This is a genomic window from Actinomadura citrea, assembly GCF_013409045.1.
Lineage (GTDB): Bacteria > Actinomycetota > Actinomycetes > Streptosporangiales > Streptosporangiaceae > Spirillospora > Spirillospora citrea.
The window spans coordinates 2,216,401-2,234,665 of record NZ_JACCBT010000001.1 but is presented as its reverse complement, the minus strand read 5'-3'; the positions used below and the strand labels follow the sequence as shown (position 1 = coordinate 2,234,665).

At 71.3% G+C, this 18,265-nt stretch carries 17 protein-coding genes; 5 read left to right on the top strand and 12 right to left on the bottom strand.

Going from position 1 to position 18,265, the window contains the following annotated elements:
• Nucleotides 1-9 precede the first annotated feature (9 nt).
• From BJ999_RS10525 to BJ999_RS10515, 3 genes are all read right to left on the bottom strand, one after another.
• A complete protein-coding gene (locus BJ999_RS10525; RefSeq protein ID WP_179833128.1) occupies nt 10-1,356 on the bottom strand; it encodes an acetyl-CoA carboxylase biotin carboxylase subunit in 1,347 nt (448 codons plus the stop codon).
• A 186-nt stretch (nt 1,357-1,542) separates the two neighbouring features.
• Nucleotides 1,543-3,597, bottom strand: coding sequence for an elongation factor G (gene fusA / locus BJ999_RS10520; RefSeq protein ID WP_179833127.1), 2,055 nt, complete (start codon nt 3,595-3,597; stop codon nt 1,543-1,545).
• A 109-nt stretch (nt 3,598-3,706) separates the two neighbouring features.
• Nucleotides 3,707-4,327: a GntR family transcriptional regulator gene (locus tag BJ999_RS10515; protein ID WP_229810486.1), complete on the bottom strand. Its 621-nt coding sequence runs from the start codon at nt 4,325-4,327 to the stop codon at nt 3,707-3,709.
• A gap of 81 nt (nt 4,328-4,408) precedes the next feature.
• Here BJ999_RS10515 and BJ999_RS10510 point away from each other — a divergent pair, with 81 nt between their 5' ends.
• Both BJ999_RS10510 and BJ999_RS10505 read left to right on the top strand, forming a co-directional pair.
• On the top strand, nt 4,409-5,212 hold the full coding sequence (locus tag BJ999_RS10510) for a DUF1932 domain-containing protein (protein ID WP_179833126.1): 804 nt from the start codon (nt 4,409-4,411) through the stop codon (nt 5,210-5,212).
• 78 nt (nt 5,213-5,290) lie between these two features.
• A complete protein-coding gene (locus BJ999_RS10505; protein ID WP_179833125.1) occupies nt 5,291-5,986 on the top strand; it encodes a TetR/AcrR family transcriptional regulator in 696 nt (231 codons plus the stop codon).
• Between the two features lie 18 nt (nt 5,987-6,004).
• Here BJ999_RS10505 and BJ999_RS10500 read toward each other — a convergent pair whose 3' ends face one another.
• From BJ999_RS10500 to BJ999_RS10470, 7 genes are all read right to left on the bottom strand, one after another.
• Nucleotides 6,005-6,811, bottom strand: coding sequence for a VOC family protein (locus BJ999_RS10500; RefSeq protein WP_179833124.1), 807 nt, complete (start codon nt 6,809-6,811; stop codon nt 6,005-6,007).
• A gap of 136 nt (nt 6,812-6,947) precedes the next feature.
• A complete protein-coding gene (locus BJ999_RS10495; RefSeq protein ID WP_179833123.1) occupies nt 6,948-7,754 on the bottom strand; it encodes a VOC family protein in 807 nt (268 codons plus the stop codon).
• Between the two features lie 115 nt (nt 7,755-7,869).
• The gene (locus tag BJ999_RS10490; RefSeq protein ID WP_218935019.1) at nt 7,870-8,427 is read right to left on the bottom strand and encodes a hypothetical protein; all 558 of its coding nucleotides are present in this window, start codon (nt 8,425-8,427) and stop codon (nt 7,870-7,872) included.
• Between the two features lie 31 nt (nt 8,428-8,458).
• Nucleotides 8,459-9,712, bottom strand: coding sequence for an alpha/beta hydrolase (locus BJ999_RS10485; protein ID WP_179833122.1), 1,254 nt, complete (start codon nt 9,710-9,712; stop codon nt 8,459-8,461).
• Nucleotides 9,713-9,857: 145 nt separating this feature from the next.
• On the bottom strand, nt 9,858-11,432 hold the full coding sequence (locus BJ999_RS10480; RefSeq protein ID WP_179833121.1) for an FAD-binding oxidoreductase: 1,575 nt from the start codon (nt 11,430-11,432) through the stop codon (nt 9,858-9,860).
• Nucleotides 11,433-11,619: 187 nt separating this feature from the next.
• Nucleotides 11,620-11,817, bottom strand: coding sequence for a hypothetical protein (locus BJ999_RS10475; protein ID WP_179833120.1), 198 nt, complete (start codon nt 11,815-11,817; stop codon nt 11,620-11,622).
• A complete protein-coding gene (locus BJ999_RS10470) occupies nt 11,814-12,128 on the bottom strand; it encodes a hypothetical protein (protein WP_179833119.1) in 315 nt (104 codons plus the stop codon). The genes BJ999_RS10475 and BJ999_RS10470 overlap by 4 nt, the downstream gene beginning before the upstream one ends.
• 400 nt (nt 12,129-12,528) lie before the next feature.
• On the opposite strand from BJ999_RS10470, the gene BJ999_RS10465 reads away from it, so the two are divergent.
• Both BJ999_RS10465 and BJ999_RS10460 read left to right on the top strand, forming a co-directional pair.
• A complete protein-coding gene (locus BJ999_RS10465; protein WP_179833118.1) occupies nt 12,529-13,323 on the top strand; it encodes a helix-turn-helix domain-containing protein in 795 nt (264 codons plus the stop codon).
• Nucleotides 13,320-13,523, top strand: a complete 204-nt coding sequence (locus tag BJ999_RS10460; RefSeq protein ID WP_179833117.1) for a DUF397 domain-containing protein — start codon at nt 13,320-13,322, stop codon at nt 13,521-13,523. The genes BJ999_RS10465 and BJ999_RS10460 overlap by 4 nt, the downstream gene beginning before the upstream one ends.
• A 113-nt stretch (nt 13,524-13,636) precedes the next feature.
• On the opposite strand, the gene BJ999_RS10455 is transcribed toward BJ999_RS10460, so the two are convergent.
• Both BJ999_RS10455 and BJ999_RS10450 read right to left on the bottom strand, forming a co-directional pair.
• Nucleotides 13,637-14,521, bottom strand: coding sequence for a DMT family transporter (locus BJ999_RS10455; RefSeq protein ID WP_179833116.1), 885 nt, complete (start codon nt 14,519-14,521; stop codon nt 13,637-13,639).
• Nucleotides 14,522-14,880: 359 nt separating this feature from the next.
• Nucleotides 14,881-15,819: a helix-turn-helix domain-containing protein gene (locus BJ999_RS10450; RefSeq protein ID WP_179833115.1), complete on the bottom strand. Its 939-nt coding sequence runs from the start codon at nt 15,817-15,819 to the stop codon at nt 14,881-14,883.
• 128 nt (nt 15,820-15,947) lie between these two features.
• Here BJ999_RS10450 and BJ999_RS10445 point away from each other — a divergent pair, with 128 nt between their 5' ends.
• Nucleotides 15,948-18,239 (top strand): PA domain-containing protein, encoded by a 2,292-nt coding sequence (locus BJ999_RS10445; protein WP_179833114.1) that lies wholly within the window; start codon nt 15,948-15,950, stop codon nt 18,237-18,239.
• Nucleotides 18,240-18,265 lie beyond the last annotated feature (26 nt).

Below are 18,265 nucleotides of genomic sequence, written 5' to 3'. Positions count from 1 at the left end.
GGGCGGTGCTCAGGGGGCCTGGGGGCCGCGCATGCGCGCGACCAGCCCGGTGTCGTAGGTTCCGGTCGCGAACTCCGGGCGGTCGAGTAGTTCGCGCAGGAAGGGCAGGTTCGTCGGCGGGCCCTCGATGTGGAACGCCTCCAGCGCGGCGCGGGCGCGGGCCAGGGCGTGGGCGCGGTCGTCGCCGTGGACGCACAGCTTGGCCAGCAGCGGGTCGTAGTGGCGGGTGACGGTGGTGCCCTCGGCGTAGCCCGCGTCGATGCGGATGCCGTCGCCGACGGGCTCCTCCCACACCGTGATCTCGCCCGTGCCGGGCAGGAAGCGCCGCGGGTCCTCGGCCTGGACGCGGAACTCGATGGCGTGCCCGCGCGGGGCGGCGCCGGTGAACGAGACCGGTTCGCCGGCGGCGATGCGGAACTGCTGCTCGACGAGGTCGATGCCGGTGACCATCTCGGTGACCGGGTGCTCGATCTGGAGGCGGGTGTCCATCTCCAGGAAGGAGAACTCCTGGGCGGCGGGGTCGACCAGGCACTCGACGGTGCCGGCGCCGCGGTAGCCGACGGCCTCGCCCGCGCGGACGGCGGCGGCCAGCATCCGCTCGCGCAGCGCCGGGGTGATGCCGGGGGACGGGGACTCCTCCACGACCTTCTGGTACCGGCGCTGGACGGAGCACTCGCGCTCGCCCAGCGCGAGCACGGTGCCGTCGGCCAGGCCGAGGATCTGCACCTCGACGTGCCGGGCGCCCTCGACGTACCGTTCCAGCAGGATGTCGCCCCGGCCGAAGATCTGTTCGGCGGCGGCGCGGGCCTCCTCGAACGCCTTGCGCAGCGACGCCTCGTCGTGGACGGCGGCCAGGCCGATGCCGCCGCCGCCCGCGGCGGGCTTCACCATGACGGGATAGCCGATGCGCTCGGCCTCCTCGACCGCCGTCGCCGCGTCCGGCACGGGCTCCCAGACCCCGGGGGCGACGGGGACGCCCGCCTCCTTCATCAGGTTCCGGGCGTTGATCTTGTCGCCCATCCGGGCGATGGCGAGCGGCGGCGGGCCGACCCAGACCAGGCCGCGGTCGGCGACCTGCCGGGCGAACGAGGCGCTCTCGGCGAGGAACCCGTGGCCGGGATGGACGGCCTGCGCGTTGGTCCGGTGCGCGGCCTCCAGGATCGCGGCGGCGTTGAGGTAGCTGCCGGACGGCTCGGCGGGCCCGATCAGGACGGCCTCGTCCGCCTCGGCGACGAAGGGCAGGCCCTCGTCGGCCGCGGAGTACACCGCGATCGTCTTGAGCCCCATCGCGCGGGCGGTGTGCACGATCCGCCCGGCGATCTCGCCGCGGTTGGCCACGAGCACCGACTCGAACACCTGGGGGCTCCTCCTCGCGGACCGGCGGGACCCGGCGTCCCGCCCCGGCAGAGACTAGTGGGCCGGTGGCTCCGCGACCGACGATTCCCGTGTCCGCACCCCGTACACCCCGTGTGGCGCAGGTCTCGGCGAGGTCTGGCCGGCGCGTGAAGAAGGGGGCCCGGCGAGAGCCGGGCCCCCTTCACATCAGCCCGAGACGAGGGTCCGGGCGACCGCGGCCGGGACCTCCGCGTAGGACGCGAACCGCATGGTGAACACCCCGCGGCCCGACGTCATGCCGCGCAGGTGCCCGACGTAGCCGAACATCTCCGACAGCGGTACGAGGGCGTGCACCACCCGGGCGCCCGCGCGCTCGTCGGTCCCCTCGATCCGGCCGCGGCGGGCGTTGAGGTCGCCGATCACCGCGCCCAGATGCTCCTCGGGGGCGGTGACCTCGACGGTCATCACCGGTTCGAGCAGCACGGGGGACGCGCGCCGCACCGCCTCCCCGAACGCCAGCGAACCGGCGATCTTGAAGGCGAGCTCGGACGAGTCGACGGGGTGGAAGTCGCCGTCCAGCAGCGTGACCCGCACGCCCGTCATCTCGTGCCCGGCGAGGACGCCGAAGCGCATCGCCTCCTGGCAGCCCGCGTCCACCGAGGGGATGAACTCCTTCGGAATCCGTCCGCCGGTGACCCGGTTGACGAACTCGTACCCGTCCTCGACGGGCTCGACGGCGATCTGCACCTTCGCGTACTGGCCCTTGCCTCCCGTCTGCTTGCGGTGGGTGAGGTCGACCCGGTCCACGGCCGTGCGGATCGTCTCGCGGTAGGCCACGCGCGGGCGGCCGACGGCCGCCTCGACGTGGAACTCCTCCCGCATGCGGTCGATGAGGATCTCCAGATGGAGTTCGCCCATGCCGCCGATGACGGTCTGCCCCTCCTCGTCGTGGACCTGGAACGACGGATCCTCCTCCGAGAGCCGCTGGATCGCGGCGCCCAGCTTCTCCCGGTCGGCCTTGGAGCGCGGCTCGATCGCGACCTCGATGACCGGCGCCGGGAAGTCCATGGACTCCAGGACCACCGGGCGCGCCTCGTCGCAGAGCGTCTCGCCGGTGGTGGTCTGCTTGAGCCCCATCACCGCGACGATGTCGCCCGCGCCCGCCGACGCGATCTCCTCGCGCGTGTCGGCGTGCATGCGGTAGATCTTGCCGATCCGCTCCTTGCGCGTCTTGACGCTGTTGAGCACGCTCGCGCCCGCCACCAGCCGCCCGGTGTAGATCCGGACGAAGGTGAGCCGCCCCAGGTGCCGGTCACTCACGATCTTGAACGCGAGCGCGGAGAGCGGGGTCCGCTCCAGGGCGTCCCCGATCTCCGGCGGCGCGACGTCGAGCGGCGACGGCAGGTACCGCACCACCGCGTCCAGCAGGGGCTCGACGCCCTTGTTGCGGAACGCGCTGCCGCACAGCACCGGGGTGATCTCGGAGGCGACCGTGAGCCGGCGGATCGCCGCGTGCAGCTGCTCCGGCGACGGCTCCGCACCGCCCACGTACAGCTCCATGACCTCCTCGTCGCGCTCGGCGACCGTCTCGACGAGCCTGCCGCGCCATCGGCGGACGTCCTCGGCCATGCCGGACGGGACGTCCACGACGGCGTGCCGGTCGTCCGGCCAGACGTGCGCCCGCCCGGAGACGAGGTCGACGACGCCCGCGAACCCGGACTCGGCGCCGATCGGCAGCTGCACGACCAGCGGGACGGCGCCGAGCCGCTCGCGGATCATGTCGACGCAGCGCTGGAAGTCGGCACCGGCGCGGTCGAGCTTGTTGACGAAGCAGATGCGCGGCACGCCGTAGCGGTCGGCCTGGCGCCACACCGTCTCCGACTGCGGCTCGACGCCCGCCACGCCGTCGAACACGGCCACGGCGCCGTCGAGGACGCGCAGGCACCGTTCGACCTCGATCGTGAAGTCGACGTGGCCCGGCGTGTCGATCAGGTTGATCGTGTGCTCGGCGCCGGCCGCGCCGCGGGCGTCCTCGACGGTCCAGCGGCAGGTCGTCGCCGCGGAGGTGATGGTGATGCCCCGGTCGCGCTCCTGTTTGGTGTAGTCGAGCGCGGTGTTGCCGTCGTGCACTTCGCCGATCCGGTGCGACACACCGGTGTAGAAGAGGATCCGCTCGGCGGTCGTCGTCTTGCCGGCGTCGATGTGCGCCATGATCCCGATGTTGCGAACCTTGGTCAGAGCAAGGGCTGTGGTTGTTGTCATCGGGAATCCTCCTGGTTCTCTCTGATGACGACCGCCGCCGGACAAGATCGTGTCGCGCGGCAGGCCGACCGTAACGGCCGGAGGAGGGCCGGCGCGAAGGGTTTTCCGGCTAGGAGGCGATCTCGCCGAGGGCCTCGATGACGCTGCGCAGGTGCGCGCGGGCGGCCTGCTCGGCGGCGGCCGGGTCGTGGGCGGCGATCGCGTCGATGATGGCGAGGTGCTGCGGGAGGGACTTCTGGGGGCGGCCCGGGTGCATGGCCAGCTTGAACTGGTGCCGGACGCCCTGGGCGCGCAGGCGTTCGAGGACGCCCGAGGCCGTCCGCTGCCCGCTGATCTCGCGGACGCGGCGGTGGAGGCGCTCGTTCAGCCGGGAGTAGCCGAGCACGTCGCCGGACGCCACGGCGGCGCGCATCTCCTCGCCGATCGCCCGCAGCTCGGAGACCTCGGCGGGGGCGGCGCGCTCGGCGGCCTTCGCCGCGCACAGCCCCTCGATCACCATCCGGACCTCGGAGATCTCGACGGCCTCCGCCAGGGAGACGGCGCGCACGCGGGCGCCCCGGTTCTGGACGCGCTCGACCAGGCCCTCGCCCGCGAGTACGGCGAGCGCCGCGCGGACGCCGGCGCGGCTCGCCGCGAACTGCTCCGACAGGTCGGCCTCGACCAGCCGCTGGTTCGGCACGAACTCGCCGCCGAGGATCGCCTCGCGGATCGCGGCCGTCACGTCGCTCACGGGGGTCTCCGGGATTGTCGCCAATTTTGTCGCGATCTAGGGTAGCGGTTCGCGGGACCGTCCCGCCGCGGAGGAGGACGCATGACGGTGATCGCCGTACTGGGGCTCGGTGAGGCGGGCGGCGCGATCGCGCGCGACCTCGTGGCGGCGGGGGCTGTGGTGCGCGGCCACGACCCGGCCGTCGCGGCGTCCGGCGGAATCATCCAGGCCGGGAGCGAGGCCGACGCCGCCGCCGGGGCCGATCTGGTGCTGAGCGTCAACAGCGCGCATGACGCGGTCGCTGCGCTCAGGGCTGGCGCCGGCGCCGCCCGGGACGCCGTCTGGGCCGACCTGAACACCGGGTCGCCCGGGTTGAAGCGGGAACTGGACGCGCTCGCGCGGCGGGCCGGCGTCCGGTTCGCCGATGTGGCGATCATGGCGCCGGTGCCGGGACGCGGGCTCCGCACGCCGATGCTGGCCTGCGCGGAGGGCGCCGGGGACGTCGCCGCGCTCCTCACCCCGCTCGGCGCCGGGATCGAGGTGCTGGACGCGGAGGCGGGCGCGGCGGCCGGGCGCAAGCTGCTGCGCAGCGTGTTCTTCAAGGGGCTGGCCGGGTCGGTCGTCGAGGCGCTTGAGGCGGCGCGGGCGGCCGGCTGCGAGGACTGGCTGCGCGAGAACATCGTCGCGGAGCTGGCGGCGGCCGGGGAGCACACCGTGGACCGGCTCGTCGCCGGGACGTACCGGCACGCCGCCCGCCGCGCCGCCGAGATGGAGGCCGCGGCGGCCATGCTGGAGGAGCTGGACGTCCCCCCGGCGATGGCCGCCGCGAGCCGCGACCTGCTGAGGCGGCTGTCCGGCCGACCGCCCGCGGGCGGCTCGGGGGCGGCGCCGATGCGGGCCCGGTGAGCGAGACCACAGCGAGGTGATGCGTGACACAACACCGGTTTGCGGGAAAATGCCGTCCGGACGGAGGGAGGGAGCCACGTGGCGGGCAGGCGCGCGACACCGACCGGCAGGTACGGCGGCCGGTCCGCGGCCGAGCGGCGGGCCGAGCGGCGCCGCCGGTTCCTCGACGCCGGGCTGGAGATGTTCGGCCGCGGCCCCGGCTACCGCGCGACCACGGTCGCGGCGCTCAGCGAGGCGGCCGGGCTGTCCACCCGCCAGTTCTACGAGGAGTTCAGCACGCTGGAGGACCTCCTCGCCGAGCTGCACCTGGAGGTCAACGACGCGGCCGAGCGGGACGTCGTGGCCGCGCTGCCGTCCGTCGCGGGCCTCGGGCTCGCCGAGCGCACGGCCCACCTGTTCCGCGCCTACGCCGCCAGCATCACCGCCGACCGGGCCCGCATCCGGATCGCGTTCGTCGAGATCATCGGCGTCAGCCCCCGGCTGGACCGCCAGCGCCTCACCCGCCGCGCCCGATGGGTCGAGTTCATCTGCGCCGAGGCCGCCGCCGCGGCCGAGCGCGGTGAGATCACCGACCGCGACTACCGGATCGCCGCGACCGCGTTCATCGGCAGCATCAACGGCCTCCTGCACGACTGGACCGCCGGATGGGTCGAGGCCACCCTCGACGAGGTCATCGACGAGCTGGTCCTGATGCTCCTCGGCCGCCTGCACTCCCAGGACGCCCCGCCCGCGCCCGGATCGGCCTCCCTCGGGCCCGGACCCCTCGGCCGCTGACCCGGGCCGGGCGGGTCGTCAGGGGCGGCTGCGCTCGGCCTGGACGTCCGTCGTGGGGGTGACCAGGCCCAGGCGGGCGCCGGTCGGGTCGGTGACGATGGCGAACCGGCAGGGCTTGATGTCGGTCGGCGGGATGCGGACGCGGCCGCCGAGGTCGGCGGCGCGGGCGGTGGAGGCGTCGCAGTCGGACACCCAGAAGAACGGGGTCCAGTGCGGGGGATGGCCGGGCGGCCAGAGCTCCTCCATGGAGACCATGCCGGCCACCGCCCAGTCCCCGACCTTCCAGTCGGTGTAGACGGTGTCGTAGTAGTCGCGGTCGACGGCCCTCCAGCCGAAGACCTGCCCGTAGAAGCGGCGGGCGCGCTCGATGTCGCGGGAGGCCAGTTCCACCCAGAGCATCGCGGACGGCTCGTCGACGACGCCCGCGCCCTTGAGGTTGTAGGGGTACCAGAGCGCGAAGTCGGCACCGTCGGGGTCGGAGCACAGGGCCATCCGTCCGAGGTCGGCGACATCGGTGGGCTCCATCGTCTCCAGGCCCCCCGCGTCGCGCACGGCGGCGAGCGTGGCCGGGATGTCGTCGGTCCGGAAGTAGCACGTCCAGGAGGCCGTCCCGGAGTCGTCGGCGAGCGCCTGCATCCCGGCGACCTCGGGGCCCTGGACGTCGCCCAGGGTGAAGATCTCGTACTCGCCGAGGTCGCCCACGGTCAGCGTGTAGGAGTACCAGCCGAACAGGGCGCGGTAGAACCGCCCGGACCCCTCCGGATCCGGACTCGCGAGCTCGGCCCACGACGGATGACCGGGGGCGAACGCGGTCACCTCGGGCATGGGTCACCTCCGGCATCGCCGCACCCCTGTGGCGCGCACGCCTCCAGGCTAGGGACGCCCGCGCAATCCCCGCTGACGCAAATCCCCAAGATCACCCCAATGTTCGCGTCTTCGCAGGGCGAGCGGCGGGCCGCGGTCATCCGTGCGGACGGAGGGTGAGGCGCGAACCGGCGGCCGGGGTGAGGACGGCCAGGCGCGCCCCGCACGGATCGGTCATGACGGCGATGCGGCCGGGCTTGATGTCGGTCGGCGGGATATGGATCACCGCCCCCAACTCGGCCGCCCGCGCGGCGATGGCGTCGCAGTCGGAGACCCAGAAGTAGGGGATCCAGTGGGGCTCGAACTGGGCCGGCCACCACTCCCCCAGCGGCACCATGCCCGCCACGGACCACTCGCCGACCTTCCAGTTGGTGTAGCCGGGCGTGAAGTAGGAGCGGTCGACGGCCGTCCAGCCGAAGACCTCCCCGTAGAAGCGGCGGGCGCCCTCGGGGTCACGGGAGGCCAGCTCCATCCAGCACATCGCGGACGGCTCGTCCATGACGCCCGCGCCCTCGAAGTCGTGGGGGGTCCACAGGGCGAAGTCGGCGCCCTCGGGGTCGGCGCAGTGGGCCATCCGCCCGAGGTTGGCGAGGTCGGTGGGCTCGCTCAGCTCGTGCCCGCCCATGGCGCGCACGGTGTCGAGCGTGGCGGGGATGTCGTCGGTCCGGAAGTAGCACGTCCACGTCGGCTCCATCGAGTCGTCCGCGAGCGGCTGCATGCCGGCGACCTCCGGCCCCTGGACGCCGCCCAGGGTGAAGATCGAGTAGTCGTCGAGGTCGCCGGCCAGCGTGTAGACGTACCAGCCGAACAGCTCGGTGTAGAACCGCTTGGATGCGTGGACGTCCGGACTGGCCAGTTCGGCCCAGGTGGGATATCCGGGGGCGTACACGGTCACCTCGGGCATCGCCGTCCTTTCAGAGCTCAGATCTCCCCACGCTAAGGACGGGTCCGTCATCTCCAGGGACACAGAACGCCAAGATCACCCCAATATCGGAGGGGTTGTCGGGTTTTGGACCGTTTCAGATGCTCTCGACGGTCTGGAGGAGTCCCCAGACGAAGTGCGCGACGAAGGCGGTGCCGTCCGGGCCCGTGAGCGTGGCGTGCCAGCGGCTCGGGACCTCGCCGTCCTGGTGCGCGACCGCGCCGAAGCGCGCGTCCAGGTCGCCGACGACGCAGGACCAGGGGGCGAGGTCGTCCACGGTCTCCAGCGGCGGGACGGGCACGCCGTCGTCCCGGACGAGCCACTCCTGCATGACCGTGCCGTCCGGGCCCATCATGATCTCGAAGCGCAGGCCGGGCCACAGGGCGAGGGGCGGCCACCACGCCACCTCGCAGGCGACGTCGCCGATCGGGCGCTCCTCGACCCCGGCGGGCGGGCCGAGGACCGTCTCGTAGCGGCGGCGGCCGCGCGGGAACGTCCGTGACCGCAGGATGCGCTGCCACCGGGCGTTGACCTCGCGCATCTCCGTGCGCGACGCGCCGAGCGACCGGATCGCGTCCTCGACGAGGCCCGGCTGGTAGTCGGCCATGCGCCGCAGCAGCACGAGCTGGAACTCCCGCCGGGCGAACCCCTTCACCGTGCCGCTCCCCGGTCCGCCGGGCCGCCGGTCAGGACTTGCGGGCGCCGATGGACCTGGCGATGGTCGGCCAGCTGCGCGCCAGCTCGATGCGCCAGTACTTCCAGTTGTGCATGCCGGGCCCGTACAGGTGGGAGGTGACCGGCACGCCCGCCTTCCGCGCGGCGGCGACGAAGTTCTCGTTCATCGTGCCGGCCAGCTGCTCGCCGATCCGCCCCGCGTCGTGGGGCGGGGTGTCGGCCTTGTCGTGCGGGCCGGGCTGCCCGTTGCCGGACGAGACGTAGACGCCGACGCCCTTCAGCTTGGACACCATGACGGTCGCGTCGTGCGCCCGCCAGTTCGCCCGCGCGGTGATCGGGTCGCCCCAGATGGCGGTGCCGGCGTCCCGGTTCATGGACGTCAGGATGATCGGCATTCCGGGTGCGGTGATGTTGAGGGCGCCGCTGTAGGAGGCGGCGTACTTGAACATGCGGTGCCGCTCGGCGTAGGTGATGGCGCCCTGGCCACCGGACGACAGGCCGATCGCGGCGCGCATCGACCCGGCGTGGAAGTTGCGCTCCATCAGCGGGATGACCTCGCCGATGTGGAACGTCTCCCACTCGGGGATGCCGCCCTTACCGCCGTTGAACCAGTTGGTGTAGGACCCGTTCCAGCCGCCCTCGGGCATCACGACCATCGCGTCGTAGGCACCGATGACGTGCTCGATGTCGGAGTCCTTGGTCCAGGACAGGTAGTTGTTGTTGCCGCCGTGGTAGGCGTACACGACGGGCCACGACTTGGTGGCGCCGGCCTTCCAGCCCTTGGGGACCATCACGCGGGCCTTCACGGCGGCGCCCAGCGCCGGCGAGGCGATCGTGACGTCGAAGATCCGCGAGCTGATCTTCTTGACGCCCGTGATGGCGGCGCCGTCGGGGGCCTTGGCGTACTTGCCCGACCCGGCACCGGACGGCATCTGCGGCTTCTTGCCGCGGTTGGCGGTGTTGCTGTCGGGGTCGGTCGGGCTCGGCGACCCTCCGCCGGTGCGGAACGGGTTGCTGTTCAGCGGAACGCTGGGCAGCTTCGCCGCGCCCGGCGACTTCGTCGGGGAGGCGGACGCGCCGCCGGGGACCGACGGCTGCGTCGCGGGGCCGAAGGAGGGGATCGGCTTGGAGTTCCCGCTGGCCTCCGACTTGCCCTTCGGGATTCCCACGCCGGCCTGCGCGAGGCCGACCATGACGGTGGGCAGCAGCACGGCCGCCGCCGCGGTGCCCGCGATGGCGATCTTCCTGTCGGTACGCTTCTTCATGACTCCCCAGCCGCTCGGACCACGCCCGGCCCGACGCTCCGCTCGCCCGACGAAACTACTGTCCCCGCCGTCACAGCCGCAAGTATTGGCAGCGAATGCAATAAAGGCGAGATGATCCGTGACGCTGCGCCACGGGCCCGTGCCGCTACTCCGGCTCCCAGGGGCGGACGGACTGGGCGTGCCGGAACACGTTTCCCGGATCCCAGTGCCGTTTGACCTCCTGGAGTTTCGCGTAGGCGTCCTTGTAGTAGAGGGTCTCCCACGTCTGGGACGACTCGTTCCAGCGCCCGTCGTTCAGATCCGCGTCGGGATAGCCGATGTAGCAGCCGTCCGTGGTCTCGCCGTCCGCGACGGGGACGCCGCCGGTCGCGGCGAACGTCGCCTTGTAGATGTCGCGGATCCACGCGATGTGCGTGTCCTCGTAGACGTCATTTTGCGTCCAGTACACCTGGTACTGCAGTTTCATAATGGAATCGCGCTGCCGCGCCGCCGTCTTGTGCAGCGGCCTGTTGACGGCGCTGCCGTACGAGTCGACCTGGATGAGCGCCTGCTCGTTCACATAGTCGGCGTACTTCTCGTTGCCGAGATAGGCCCACATCGCGTCGATCTGGCGCCCGGTGAACGGTCTGCGCAGGTAGGCCGACTTGTACTTTCCGCAGCGGTTCTCGCCGCTGGCGTTCAGCGCCTGCGTGGCGGTCAGCCACGGCATCACGCGCGGGATCTCCAGGTGCACGAAGTGCTCGCCCATCATCGTGCGCATCGGCCTCGCCGCCGGCCCGATGCGCCCGTCCAGGGCCACGATGAAGTCGGTCATCGCCCTCGCCCCGTCGGGGTCGTCGACGTCCACCTGGGCCAGCAGCCCTATCTGGCCGTTGCTGACGTGGTTGAGCTTCAGCATCGCGAAGAGCTTCCCGGCCGCCGTGGACGGGTCCTGGTGGTCGCGGAAGTACTCCCCGAACGCCCCCAGCAGGGCGGCGAACTCGTCCTTGGTGAAGTCCTTCCAGTCCCACGCGAGCGCCGTCAGCAGCACCTGTTTCGGCGGCTGCGGGAGTCCCCGGAACCAGAACCGGGTGATCACGCCGAAGTTCCCGCCGCCTCCCCCGGTGTGGGCCCACAGCAGGTCGCGGAGCCGCCGGTCGCCGTCGTCGCGCCGGGCCACCACCAGCTCGACGTTCTGGTGCTCGTCCACCACCGCCACCTCCACCGCGTAGAGGTAGTCGACGGTGAGGCCGTGCTGCCGCGACAGCAGCCCGAACCCGCCCGCCGGGATGTGCCCGCCGAGCCCGACCGAGTAGCACGACCCGCCGGGCAGCGCCTTGCCGCTGACCGGGTACAGGTGGCTGTAGACGTGCCGGTTCGTCGCCCCGGCCTCCACGCAGTACGCCTGCATCCCGGCGTCGTAGAACACCCCGCACATCGGGCTCACGTCGAGGATGACCCTCACGTCGGAGCCGCAGACGAAGTCCTCGTAGCAGTGCCCTCCGGCCTTCACCGCGATCCGCGTCCGCCGCGGGTCCACCGGCCGTTCGCGCACCGCCTCGGCGAGCGCCGCCCGCGCCTCCTCCGGCGACCGGACCAGCCGCACGTACTCCGGCTCTCCGATCCACCGCTGGTTGAACCCGCGGCTGAGCGCCGGATACCGCTTGTCACCGGGCCGGACGATCGTGCTGGGCAGGCCGGGCGGAGCGGTCGTGCCGGACAGGGTCGGGATCTCGCTCATCGGGGCATCGCCTCCCACGCACCTCGGATAAGGGATGCGGGAACCCCTTCCCCACTATGTCACTAGGTAGTCGATCAGTAACGAACAGTTAGCATCTTGGTGAGGTTTTCGCGCGGTGGGCCCCACGCGACCACAAGTCGCACCTGGGCGCGGTGAGGGGAGACCGCGCGGGTGCGGCGCCCGGGACTCACCGGTTCGCCATCTCCAGGAGTCTCTGGCGGAGGACGTGGCCGTCGGTGGCCCGGATGAAGACGTCGTCGCCCCGGACCGCCATCCAGATGGGACGGTCCGGGTCGGCGACGATGCCGAACGCCGGGAACTCCCGCCGCAGCGCGGCGAGGTAGGCGGCCGCCTCGGCCCGCGGGAGTCGGTCCTCGGCCCTCATCCGGGCGCTCCCAGATAGCCCTTGATCATCACCAGGGCGTCGGTGATGCGCTCGGCCTCGGCGATGGGCTGCCGCCAGGACGTGAAGTACCAGTAGCGGCCCTCGTCCTCCTCGCGCGGGCGGCAGGTGATCGTGTCGCCGGACACTCCCCTGGCCCCGCAGCGGCTTCGCGCACTGGACGTCATGTTGCGGACGACCAGTCCGCCCGCCACGTGGTGGATCGTGAACCCGTGCGCCCTGAGGTGCATCCCCAGGACTTGCAGACGCACGTACGACTCGACGGCCGGGGACTCGTGCTCTGGAACACTCACGGCCGCCCCCTCAGGAACTCCGCGAGCGCGATTCGTTCCAACAGGCGCGTCTGGGCGTCGCAGAGCAACCACAGTTCGTCCCTGTCTCGCGCTTGGACCTCCCCCAGGCACCCGTTAAGGACCTGATAGGGGCTCAGCGTGGCGCCCCGCCGAGCGATCAGCCCGTCTCCCGAGAATTCGCCGAACCAATCAGACATTAGGGGCATTCGCCCCGTCGCCAAGCCTTTCGATTCCGACGACCTGGACATCTCGAAACCTCCCGCCCGCTGCCGCGTCGAAAACACTTGCGACCAGTCTCACGGGGAGAGTAAAAGTGCGGTAGTGACCTCGCAGCACCCCCGCTCAAGTCCCACCGAGATCAACTCAACCGCACCCCCCGATTAACCCCCGGAGGCTTCCCATGAGCGAGAATCAAGCGCGCATCTTTTTCGGCACCGAGCTCCGTCGCATGCGCGAGAAGGCCGGCCTGACCGGCAGGCAGCTGGCGGACGCGCTCGGCTGCACCCCGCAGTGGATCAGCACCATGGAGAGCGGACGCAAGGTCTCCGAGCAGAGCGCCCACGACCTCGACACCTACTTCAAGACCGATGGAATTTTCCACCGTCTATGGAAACTCGCCAACGATGTCGAGCTACAGACTTCACTTCCTCCAGGATTCCCGGAGTACGCCGAACGAGAGAACAAAGCGTCCTCAATCCGCATATTCTCCGCCCTGCTTGTGAACGGACTATTTCAGAACGAAGAATACGCTCGCGCTATCCTGGGATCTGACCGAGTAACAAGTGTTGATGAACTGGTGGAAAAGCGTCTAGCACGACAAGCCGTGCTCTTACGAGACCCTCCCCCCTTCGTGTGCTTCACCCTGGATGAGACCGTGCTCCACCGCATGGTCGGAGGACGTGGCGTAATGAAAGGGCAGCTCAAGTTTCTCCTTGAGCTTGGAGAACGCCGAAACATCATGCTCAACGTGGTTCCGCAGCAGCTCGGCTATCACGCCGGATTGGGCGGCAGTTTCACGATCCTTGGCTTCGACGGCGCTGCTCTCGCATATTCAGAGTCGGCCGGAGTCGGCACGCTGATCGAACGGCCCGACAAAGTGACAGGATTCGCTCTACGCTGGGAGATGGTCCGTGGCAACGCGCTCCCCATTAAGGAGTCACAAGCCGTGATCAGAACTGCGTTGGAGAGCCTATGAACGACCGGCAGACCGTCCAGTGGCGCAAGAGCAGCTACAGCGATCACCAGGGCGGTGACTGCGTCGAGGTGGCGGACCTGTCGCCGGTGGTGGGGGTGCGGGATTCCAAGGATGTGGAGGGGCCGAAGCTGACCTTCGGCGTCGCCGCGTGGTCGGCCTTCACTCGCTCGGTCAAGGCCGGCGAGCACGACCTGGCCTGATCGACCCCGGGTTCGGGCAGCTGGCGGGCGCGGCGGAGGTGCAACGGCGGAAAGGGGGCCCCTTTCCGCCGTTGCGGATGAGCGGCGTCGTCAGTTGCCGCTGAGCGGCGTCGTCAGTCGCCGCTGTGTTGCGTCCTGGCGTGGAGCACGTCGCCGGAAGGCTCCTTGAGAGAGGAGACTCCGAAGACGGCACCCGCGACCAGGAGGATGGCGACCCACCCTGGGAAGAAGGTGAGCCGCTGGTCGGAGGCGAGCCACCCCAGCGCGGCGCCGGCCAGCGCCACCATGGCGTGGACCGGCGTCGAGAGCGACTGCATGACACCCACGTCGAGCTCCGAGATACGGCGGAGCGCGGCGTTGGTCAGAAGGACCGGCAGCATCAGTGCGAGCAGACCTGCCAGCCCGGCCGCGGAGAACAGGTCCCAGGAGACCCAGTCACCGCCCCGCAGCAGGAACACCGCCCCGAAGAGAAGCGGTGCCGACAGCAGGTTGGCGATCGCGGCGCCCTGGTCCTCCAGTCCGTGTTTCTTCATCTTCCCCAGCACGGTGATCGTGTTCCAGACGCACCCTGCGCTGACGAGAGCGCACAGCAGCCCCACGATCTCGCCCTCCAGGGGCCAGTTGAGCATGACGATCCCGCCCAGCACGAGCACGCGCCCGCACAGGTGCTTGAATCCCCACGCGGTGGCCCTCAGGCGCCAGATCCTCCTGAAGCCCACCGAAAGGTAGCCGAGTACCACGACGGCGGCGACGGTGCCCAGGTTCAGGCGCCGCGCGGCGAACGGGTACACGACCGCGACGACCGCGTTTCCGCCGGCCAGGCGGCCGATCAGAGCCCACATGGGGCGCTGATAACGCCTGAACGGATTCCGGCCGACGATCAGCATCAGCGCGCAGAGAGCGATGGCACCGGCCGCTTGCATCGGTGCCGCCACCTCCAACGCCGAATAACTTGTGGTGAAGGCGTAGCCGATGCCTGCCGACAGCAGGCTGGCCACGATGAGTCCTCTACCGGCGAGCCGCTGGTAGAGGACGGGTGAAAGGGACATGGTCCTGCCTCTAGGTTGTGAGGGGCCGAGCGCTCCGCGAGCGCCAAGCCACCGGTTCCGCGAACCGGTGGCGAGTGCTCTGGGAGCGATCGACCACCGGTTCCGCGAACCGGCAAGAGGGACCGTGCGGGAGAACGCGGATTTATCAACTACACCGGTCGATAAACTAGGAAATAGGTGACCGGCGGCGAAGCGGCCATGACCTCACGATGGGCGACCCACGTCAGGTTCCAGGATGCGGCCGCGGAGCCGGGCCCGTCAGCCGGACCCCGATGCGCCCCCGGCGCTCGACCACGGATCGAGCCTGCTCAGCGGTCCAGGTGGTGGGTGTAGAGGGCGCCGGCCTGGAAGCGGGTGCGGGCGCCGAGGCGGTCGCAGAGGTCGCGGACGCGCCGCTGGACGGTGCGGGTGCTGATGGAGAGACGGCGCGCGATGGCGTCGTCGGTGAGGCCCGCGGCCAGGAGGGCGAGGACGGCGTCGTCCGGGGCGTCCTCGCCGGGGAGCGGGACGGCGGAGCGCCACAGGGCCTCGAAGAGGGAGACCAGCGCGTCCAGCAGGGCGGACGGGTGGACGATCAGGGAGCTGTCGACCGAGCTGGCGTGCTGTGAGGTGAGCGGCAGCATCGCGGTGCGGCGGTCGGCGACGGCGAGCTTGATGGGGACGGCGCCGAGGCGGGCCTGCTCGCCCGAGGCGACGGCGCGGCGGACGTGGTCCAGGGCGTGCGGCTCGTCCAAGGCCTCGGGGCCGTAGATGCCGCGCACGGTGATGCCGCGGCGCATGGTGCGTTCCTGCTCGTCGCTGGAGACGGCGGCGTCGGTCGCGAACGGCGGCTGGACGAGGACGAGCAGCTCGTCGCGGGCGCCGTTGAGGAGTTGCAGGTAGCGGCGGGACACGGCCGTCCGGCCGCTGACGACCTCGACGAGCTCCTCCGGGTGCGGGGCGGCCTCGGCCAGGAGCGGGCCGATGGCGGCGCGGCTGCGGGCGATCTCCTCCTGGCGGCTGGCGACGAGGGCCTCCACCGCGACGTGGGGCGGGGTGGCGAGGAGGCGCAGCGGACGCCCGGCCAGGCGGGTCACGAGCCCGAGGTCCTCAAGGCGCGGCAGGAGGCGGCGCAGGGCCGCGACGGACGCGCCGTGGCGGGCGGCGAGGTCGGCGAGGGTGGACGGGCCCTCCCGCAGCAGGGCGCGGTACGCCGCCTCCTCGGCGGCGGTCACCCCGAGTCCCTCCAGGAGCGGCGAATCGGACACGTCCTAAACCTACGGGTTCCCGGTCCGTTTGTCGGGTTCCCGCCATGGCGGAAGTCGCCAGCGCCTTCCCTGGATCGGCCGCGGCGGCGGCCCGACAATCAAGATCCACTTTATGGGGAGGGATGGCCATGTGGTTGAGGACCGCGGCGGCCCTGGGGCTCGGCGCGCTGGCGTTCGCGACGCCCGCGGCGGCGGACCCCGGGCCCGCGTCCGCTCTGCGGGCGGAGGCCGGAGCCTACGACGTCACACTGCCCACCGGGGACACGGTGCACGTCGACGACACGGTGCGCGTCGGTGGCGGGGGCACGACCGTGACGCCCGCGGCGGGACGCACCGCCGCGTTCTCCGTCCGGCACAGCGGGGGCGACCTGTACGTCGTCCCCGACGATCGGCTCGCCGACGACCCGGAACGCTACAACGTGACGGCGCTGCACGAGCGGCGGCGGCGCGCCGCGCCGGAGCCCAAGGCGTCCGGCGAGCTGGTCACCGTGCGGGTGAAGAGCATCGCGCGGGACGGGCGGCCCGGTCTCGGCACGGCCGGCTTCCTGAACGTGAAGGACGCCTCGATCGGCAACGCGCACCGTCCCCTGCCCGGTGACCCGGAGGCTCCCTGCACCGACGAGCGCTGGAGCGGCTCGAACTGCGTGCGGCTGGTTCCGGGGACGTACTCGGTGATGGGCGTCGTGAAGACGATGCCGTCGTGGGCGCCGAGCACCGGTCCCGGAAAGCCGCTCGACCACAGCCTCGTCGGCTACCCGGAGATCGAGATCACCGGGGACACCGAGATCGTCCTGGACGCGCGCAAGGCGCGGGAGGTGACGGTCCGCACGCCCGAGCACGCCACCGCGCCCGGGCCGGGGGCGATCAGCCACCTGATGTGGACGCGGGGGCCCGCGAACGGGCCGGCCGTGGACGAGGGCGTCTACATGGGCGACGGCGCGACGCTGGAGCAGCGGGTGTTCCTCCAGCCGTCCGCGCCGGTCCGCACCGGGACGTTCGAGGCCTACACGCGGTGGCGGCTGGAGGCGCCCGCGATCACGATGCGGGCGGGGAGCCGGTCGCTGCATCCCGAGTACTATCCGGCGGCCTACTTCAGCGACACCTCGGACCAGTTCCCGCGCCTCGACGGCAGCGCGCATATGCGGGTCGCGGACGGGGACAGGCCGGGCGCCGACCTGCGGGGGCGGCTCGCCCTCGTCCAGCGCCAGGACGGCGTGCCGGTCGCCGAGCAGGTCGACAGGGCGGCCGAGGCGGGGGCGCGCATGGTCGCCGTCTACAACGACGAGCCGGGCGTGAACGACGATCCGGGCGGCTACGGGAGGCAGTTGAAGGTCCCGACCGTCCGCCTGTCCCGCGAGGAAGGTCTGGCTGTACTGCGGGGACGAACGACTGTTACGGCCAAGGGCATCGTGGACAGCCCCTACCAGTACGACCTGCTCTTTCCGGAGAAGGGGCAGGTTTCCAAGAACCTGAATTATGTCGCGCGGACGCGGGATCTGGCGCGGATCGACAACGCCTACCACGGCAGTGGCTCCATGACGGTCGCGCGCTACAGCCGGCGGCCCTGGGAGGACTTCGCCCTCGCCTACAGCCGCCCGGTCACCGGTACTCCGCGCACACGCGTGGAATACGTCTCGGCCGATCCGGAAACGCAGTGGTCCGCAATGGCCATCACTCCGGAGCAGCCCTACAACAACGCCTTCCCCGGCCCGGACACGCCCCACTTCGTGCTCAGCGAGGCGAAATGGAAGGCGTACAAGGCGGGTGAGCGCAACGCGCACAGCTGGGCTGAGGCACCGCTCACCGGCGGCATCAGCGCGCAGTCACCGATCGTCCGCGCCGGTGACCAGATCCGTCTGCGCGTCGGCATGGCGGACGCCGCGCGGAATTTCTCCGACGCCTACTCCAGCTCCTTCCCGAATGGTTTCGTCACCGACTTCCGTGTCTACCGGGGCGACGAACTCGTCGCGCAGACCGCCCACAAGGCGAGCGGGGTGCTGACGACGACACCGGACGACGCCGAATACCGGGTGGAGTACGACTTCGCCAACAACGCCCCGGGGACCCGGCTGTCCACGCGGACCAGGACGTCCTGGACGTTCCGCTCCGCGCACACGACCGACGTCACCGTCCTTCCGCTGCTCCAGGTCGGCTACGACGCGGCGCTCGACCTGCGCGACCGGACCCGCTCGAAGACGCTGCGGCTGACGGTCGGCCACCAGGACGGTTCGTCCGCGCGCCTGCGCCGCCTGTCCCTCCAGACGTCGTTCGACGACGGCGCGACCTGGACGGACGTCCCGCTGCGGAACGGCGTCGCCCGCCTCCGAGGAAAGGGGACGGTGTCCCTCCGGGTCACGGCCGAGGACGCCCAGGGCAGCGCCATCGTCCAGGAGACCGTCCGCGCCTACGAACTGCGCTGACGACCGGTGCGACCGAGCGCCGTGAC